We start from the raw sequence: 6,704 nt of genomic DNA, 5'->3' as shown, positions 1-6,704 counted from the left end.
TCCCCGGCGGCAAGGCGGTCTACCCGTCGAGCGTCGTCATGAACGCCGTGCCCGCGCAGGCCGCCGGAGTCGCCTCCATCGCCCTGGTCTCGCCGCCGCTCCGCCATCACTCGACCACCAGAAGGACACCGGCGGCCGCATGCCCCCGATCCCCCACCCGCTCGCCGCACCCTCCGAGGCGAACCGGCGATCCCTGTCAGCGGATCGTCGTAGCCGTACGCAGGACGCTCTTGAGAACCCGGCCACCCTCCCCAGCCGACCGCGCCGAGCCGGGCAAGGACCGGCTCGCCACAGACACAGCGAACCGGCGATCCGCGTGCCAGCGGATCGTCGTAGCCGGACGCACGACGCTCTCACGAACCCGGCCACCCTCCCCAGCCGACCGCGCCGAGCCGGGCAGGGACCGGCTCGGAATTCAATACAGACAGTTCGGCCCCAGCAGGCTCTTCAGCTCGCCGAAGAGGTCCGGGGTGATGCGCACGGGGAACGGCACCTCGAACACGCGGGCCGTGTCGCCCTTGATGAGCTTCAGGCGCACCTCGGTCTGGCCGGAGTGGCGGATGAGCACGTCGCTGAGCTGCGAGACCGTGTCGGTGGTCGCGCGCGATTCGGGCATCGAGACGGTGAGCGGTCCCGAGTCGCCGTCCTGGCTCATCTCGGGGGCGAACAGGCTGAACGCGTGCAGGTTCATCCCGTCGTCGCGCATGCTGACGCGGCCTCTGACGACGACGATGGAGTCGTTCGTGAGCGCCGGGGCGAACTCCTGGTACGCCTTCCCCATGAACATGCAGGTGATCTCGCCGCCGAAGTCCTCGACCTGGATCATCCCGTACTGGTTGCCGGACGCCTTGGCCATGCGGTGCTGGACGCTCGTGACGAGGCCCGCGACGACCACGGTCTCGCCGTCGGCGATCGTCTCCGAGATCAGCAGGTCGGCGATCGTGGTGCTGTAGTGCTTGGCGAGCTCGGTCTCGAGTCCGGCGAGCGGATGGTCGGACACGTAGAGCCCGAGCATGTCGCGCTCGAAGGCGAGCTTGTCGCGCTTGGCCCATTCGGGCCGCTCGGGCACCTGGATCGCGGCCTGCGGCTCGTCCCAGAGGCTGTCGAAGTCGAAGCCGACCTGGCCGTTCGCCTCGTTGCGCTTCTCCCCCACCGCCGCCTCGACGGCGTCCTCGTGCACCTCGACCAGGGCGCGGCGCGTCGAGCCGAGCGAGTCGAAGGCGCCGGCCTTGATGAGCGACTCGATGGTGCGCTTGTTGGTCACCTGCAGCGGCACCTTGCGGAGGAAGTCGTGGAACGTCTCGAAGCGGCCCTTCTCCTCGCGGGCGGCCCGGATGCCCTCGACGACGTTCATGCCGACGTTGCGGACGGCGCCGAGGCCGAAGCGGATGTCGGTGCCGACGGCGGTGAAGAAGCCGATCGACTCGTTGACGTCCGGCGGGAGCACCTTGATCCCCATCCGCCGGCACTCGTTGAGGTAGGCGGCCATCTTGTCCTTGGAGTCGCCCACGCTGGTGAGCAGCGCGGCCATGTACTCCGCGGGGTAGTGCGCCTTGAGGTACGCCGTCCAGTAGGAGACGACGCCGTACGCCGCCGAGTGCGCCTTGTTGAAGGCGTAGTCGGAGAAGGGCAGCAGGATGTCCCAGAGGGTCTTGACGGCCTCCATCGAGTAGCCGTTGGCGATCATGCCGCCCGAGAAGCCCTCGAACTGCTTGTCCAGCTCGGACTTCTTCTTCTTGCCCATCGCGCGCCGCAGCAGGTCGGCCTGCGCGAGCGTGAAGCCCGCGAGCTTCTGCGCGATCGACATGACCTGCTCCTGGTACACGATCAGGCCGTAGGTCCCTCCGAGCACCTCCGAGAGCGGCTCCTCGAGCTCCGGGTGGATCGGGGTGATCTCCTGCACGCCGTTCTTCCGCAGCGCGTAGTTGGTGTGGGAGTCGGCGCCCATCGGGCCCGGCCGGTAGAGCGCGAGGACTGCGGAGATGTCCTCGAAGTTGTCGGGCTTCATCAGTCGGAGAAGGCCGCGCATCGGGCCGCCGTCGAGCTGGAACACGCCGAGCGTGTCGCCGCGGGCGAGGAGGTCGTAGGCGGCCTGGTCGTCGAGCTCGAGGTCCTCGAGCACGAGGTCCTGTCCGCGGTTGGCGCGGATGTTGTCGAGGGCGTCGTCGATGATCGTGAGGTTCCGCAGCCCCAGGAAGTCCATCTTGATCAGCCCGAGCGACTCGCACGCGGGGTAGTCGAACTGCGTGACGATCTGGCCGTCCTGCTCCCGCTTCATGATCGGGATGATGTCCAGCAGCGGATCGCTGGACATGATGACGCCGGCCGCGTGCACGCCCCACTGGCGCTTGAGGTTCTCGAGCCCGAGCGCGGTGTCGAAGACCAGCTTGGCCTGCGGGTCCTCGGCGATGACGTTGCGCACGTCGAGCGCTTCCTTGTAGCGCGCGTGGGCGGGGTCGTTGATGCCGCTGAGCGGGATGTCCTTGCCCATGATCGCGGGCGGCATGGCCTTCGTGAGCTTCTCGCCCATCCCGAACGGGAAGCCGAGGACGCGCGAGGCGTCCTTGAGAGCCTGCTTCGCCTTGATGGTGCCGTAGGTGACGATCTGCGCGACGCGCTCGTCGCCGTACTTCTCGGTGACGTAGCGGATGACCTCGCCGCGGCGACGGTCGTCGAAGTCGACGTCGAAGTCGGGCATGGAGACGCGGTCGGGGTTGAGGAAGCGCTCGAAGATCAGGCCGTGCCGCAGCGGATCGAGGTCGGTGATCTTCATCGCGTAGGCCGCCATCGAGCCGGCACCGGAGCCGCGGCCGGGACCGACGCGGATCCCGTTGCGCTTGGACCAGTTGATGAAGTCGGCGACGACGAGGAAGTAGCCGGGGAAGCCCATCTGCAGGATGACGCGGGTCTCGTAGTCCGCCCGCTCGCGCACTTCCTGGGAGATGCCGTCCGGGTAGCGCTCGCGCAGTCCGGCCTCGACCTCCTTCACGAACCAGGTGTCCTCGGTCTCGCCCTCCGGCACCGGGAAGCGCGGCATGTAGTTCGCCGAGGTGTCGAACTGGACGTCGCAGCGCTCCGCGATGAGGAGCGTGTTGTCGCAGGCCTCGGGGTGGTCGCGGAAGACCTGGCGCATCTCGCGCGGCGACTTGAGGTAGAACTCGTCCGCGTCGAACTTGAAGCGCTTGGGGTCGTCGAGGGTGGTTCCGGACTGCACGCAGAGCAGCGCCGCGTGCGAGGTCGCGTCGTGCGCGTGCGTGTAGTGCAGGTCGTTGGTGGCGACCAACGGGAGGTCGAGGTCCTTCGCGAGCCGGATGACGTCGCCGATCACCCGCCGCTCGATGTCGAGGCCGTGATCCATGATCTCGGCGAAGAAGTTCTCCTTGCCGAAGATGTCGCGGTAGTCGGCGGCCGCCTGGCGGGCCTCCTTGTACTGGCCGAGGCGCAGGCGTGTCTGGACCTCGCCGCTCGGGCAGCCCGTGGTGCCGATCAGGCCCTCGGAGTACTGCGAGAGGATCTCGCGGTCCATGCGCGGCTTGAAGTAGTAGCCCTCGATCGACGCGCGCGAGGAGAGGCGGAAGAGGTTGTGCATGCCCGTCGTGGTCGAGCTGAGCAGCGTCATGTGGGTGTACGCACCGGAGCCGGACACGTCGTCCCCTCCGCCGTCGCCCCAGCGGATGCGGGTCTTGTCGGAGCGGTGCGTCCCCGGGGTGAGGTAGGCCTCGGTGCCGATGATCGGCTTGATCCCCGCCGCCGTCGCGGTGCGCCAGAAGTCGAAGGCGCCGAACACGTTCCCGTGGTCGGTCACGGCGATGGCCGGCATGCCCTCCTCGACCGCCGCGTCGATCAGCGGCTTCACCCGCGCTGCACCGTCGAGCATCGAGTACTCGCTGTGCACGTGGAGGTGGACGAAGGAATCGTTACTCGGCAAGGATGCGCCTCCGGCGGACTGCGGGCAGGGGAGGGATGGCCGGCGACCCGGGAGGGCCCGTGGACACGGCGGGAAGAAGTCTAACCGCGCCGGACGCGGGTCCGGCCGGGAGAGCGCGGATCACTCCCCGCGCAGCACTTCGAGGGCGTGCACCAGGTCGTCGGGGTACGACGCCTCGAACTGCACCCACTCCCCCGAGCCCGGGTGGGTGAAGCCGAGCCGGACTGCGTCGAGCCACTGGCGGGTGAGGCCGAGCCGCTTCGAGAGGGTCGGATCGGCGCCGTACATCGCGTCGCCGACGCACGGGTGGCGCTGGGCGGCCATGTGCACGCGGATCTGGTGGGTGCGGCCGGTCTCGAGGTGGATCTCGAGGAGGGAGGCGAACGGGAAGGCCTCGATCGTCTCGTAGTGGGTCACCGAGGGCTTGCCGTCGGCGCGGACCGCGAACTTCCAGTCCGAGGACGGGTGGCGGCCGAGCGGGGCGTCGATCGTGCCGGCGAGCGGGTCGGGGTGGCCCTGCACGACCGCGTGGTAGACCTTCTCGACCGTGCGGTCGTGGAACGCGCGCTTGAGGTGCGTGTAGGCGCGCTCGGACTTCGCGACGACCATGAGGCCGCTCGTGCCGGCGTCGAGCCGGTGCACGATGCCCGCGCGCTCGGCCGCACCGGAGGTCGACACGGTGAAGCCCGCGGCGGCGAGGGCGCCGAGCACCGTCGGTCCGTCCCAGCCCACGGCGGGGTGCGCGGCCACTCCGACGGGCTTGTCGATCACCACGATGTCGTCGTCGTCGTGCACGATGCCGAGGCCGGGGACCGCCATCGGCACGATCCGCGGCTCCTCGCGCGGGTTCCACTCGACGCTCAGCCAGGTGCCGGCGCGCACGCGGTCGCTCTTGTCGAGGACCCGTCCGTCGGCGCTCACTCCGCCCGCCTCGGCGACCTCGGCCGCGAAGGTGCGTGAGAAGCCGAGCAGCTTCGCGACGGCCGCGTCCACGCGGAGGCCGTCGAGCCCGTCCGGGACCGGCAGCTCTCGGGACTGCACCATCAGCGTCCGCCGGGGCGGTCGGCGTCGCGGGCCGCCTCCTCGACGGAGGAGGCCGCTGCGGGGGCGCCCGCTCCGGGGGCGGCGGGAGCGCCGTCCTCGGACGCGACCTGCTCGACGCGGCCCGCGCGCTCGCGGGTGCCGTCGAGGCCGACGCCCCGCACGCTCAGGAGGACGAACAGCGCCATCGCCGTGCAGATCGCGATGTCGGCGACGTTGTAGATCGCCGGGAGCAGCCACGGCGTGAAGAGGAAGTCGACGACGTGTCCGAGCCCGAAGGAGGGCTCTCGGAACAGCCGGTCGAAGAGGTTGCCGAGGGTGCCGCCGAGCAGCAGGCCGAAGAAGACGCCCCACGCGGTGGAGCGGATCCGGCGCGAGAACCAGATCACGGCGACGACGACGCACGCCGCGATGATCGAGAAGATCCAGGTCGACCCGCTCGCGAGGGAGAAGGCGGCACCCGGGTTCTTCACGTAGTGCAGGATCAGGACGTCGCCGAGGACGTGGACGTCCTCGCCCAGGGTCAGGTTCGTCGTGACCAGGAACTTCGCGGTCTGATCGATCGCGAAGACCGCGAGCGCGACGAGGCCGAGGGTGACGAGCACCCTCGGCCTGACGTCCGCTGCGGCGGGACTACGCCCCAAAACCAGACAGCGAGGACTCCGTCGACGCCGGCTGGGTGTCGAGGTCGCGGAGCTGGCCCTCGATGTAGCTCTTCAGCTTCTGGCGGTACTCGCGCTCGAAGGTGCGCAGCTCGTCGATGCGGTGCTCGACCGTCGCGCGCTCCTCCTCGAGCTTCGCGACCTGCTGGCGCTGCTTGGCCTCGGCCTCGGCGACGATGCGGGCGGCCGTGGCACGACCCTCGGCGACGAGCGCGTCGCGCTTCTCGGCACCCTCGCGCACGTGCTCCTCGTGGAGGCGGCGGGCGAGCTGCAGGAGTCCGCTGGAGCTCTCGGCCTCGTCGACCGGAGCCGACTGCGAGGAGCTGACGGGAGCGACGACCGGTGCGGGAGCCGGGGTGGGCTCGGGCTCGGGCTGCGGCTCCGGCTCGGGTGCCTCATCGACCACCGGGGCGGGAGCAGGAGTGCTCTCGCGCGGGGCGTCGGAGACTCGGGCGTCCGAGGGGCGGCTGTCGCCGGAGGAGAGGCGCTGACGAAGCTCCTCGTTCTCCTGGTTCAGGCGGCGGAGCTCCACGACGACCTCGTCGAGGAAGTCGTCGACCTCGTCCTGGTCGTATCCCTCACGGAACTTGGTCGGCTGGAACCGCTTGTTGACAACGTCTTCGGGAGTGAGCGCCATGGCTTTCCACCTTCGATTTCAAGTAGGTACACGTTTAACAACGCGCGACTAAAGCTAGCAACTTCAGGCGCACGGCGCAGTGCTGACACCGCGGGGAACGTCCGGACGTGCCAACGATACAGGGACGGTCAGGCGCGCTGGAGCCACGTGGCGATGTACATGCCCACGATGACGCAGAGCATGGTGAGGCTCCAGCCGAAATCGAGGGCGATCGGACCGATCGAGACCGGCTTGATCAGGCGTCGGAAGAAGCCGATCGGCGGGTCCGTGACGGTGTAGACGCCCTCCGCGGCGACGAGGCCGGCACCGCGGGGGCGCCAGTCGCGTCGGATCACGCGGACGAGGTCGAGCACGAACCGCGCCCACATCGCGAAGAAGTAGAGCAGCAGCACGAAGTACAGGACGCTCCCGAGGAGCGAGACGACGGAGGTCACCG

General features: G+C 69.3%; 5 protein-coding genes and 1 pseudogene. 1 reads left to right on the top strand and 5 read right to left on the bottom strand.

Annotation, left to right across the window (positions count from 1 at the left end; genetic code table 11):
• Positions 1-140: pseudogene (locus C5C25_RS12260) on the top strand (histidinol dehydrogenase); the annotation flags it as partial.
• Between the two features lie 275 nt (positions 141-415).
• Here the strand turns inward: C5C25_RS12260 and dnaE are convergent.
• The 5 genes from dnaE to C5C25_RS12235 form a co-directional block, all read right to left on the bottom strand.
• Positions 416-3,877, bottom strand: a complete 3,462-nt coding sequence (dnaE, locus tag C5C25_RS12255) for a DNA polymerase III subunit alpha (RefSeq protein ID WP_374955573.1) — start codon at positions 3,875-3,877, stop codon at positions 416-418.
• A gap of 171 nt (positions 3,878-4,048) precedes the next feature.
• On the bottom strand, positions 4,049-4,969 hold the full coding sequence (locus tag C5C25_RS12250) for an RluA family pseudouridine synthase (protein WP_104250769.1): 921 nt from the start codon (positions 4,967-4,969) through the stop codon (positions 4,049-4,051).
• A gap of 2 nt (positions 4,970-4,971) precedes the next feature.
• A complete protein-coding gene (gene lspA / locus C5C25_RS12245; RefSeq protein WP_104250762.1) occupies positions 4,972-5,574 on the bottom strand; it encodes a signal peptidase II in 603 nt (200 codons plus the stop codon).
• 28 nt (positions 5,575-5,602) lie between these two features.
• Positions 5,603-6,268 (bottom strand): DivIVA domain-containing protein, encoded by a 666-nt coding sequence (locus tag C5C25_RS12240; RefSeq protein WP_104222600.1) that lies wholly within the window; start codon positions 6,266-6,268, stop codon positions 5,603-5,605.
• A gap of 128 nt (positions 6,269-6,396) precedes the next feature.
• Entirely contained in the window at positions 6,397-6,702 is a 306-nt protein-coding gene (locus tag C5C25_RS12235; protein ID WP_258059242.1) for a YggT family protein, read from the bottom strand.
• Positions 6,703-6,704 lie beyond the last annotated feature (2 nt).

It is taken from the genome of Rathayibacter sp. AY2B9 (genome assembly GCF_002931595.1).
In the GTDB taxonomy this organism is placed as follows: domain Bacteria; phylum Actinomycetota; class Actinomycetes; order Actinomycetales; family Microbacteriaceae; genus Rathayibacter.
This window is presented reverse-complemented; position numbering and strand designations above follow the sequence as displayed.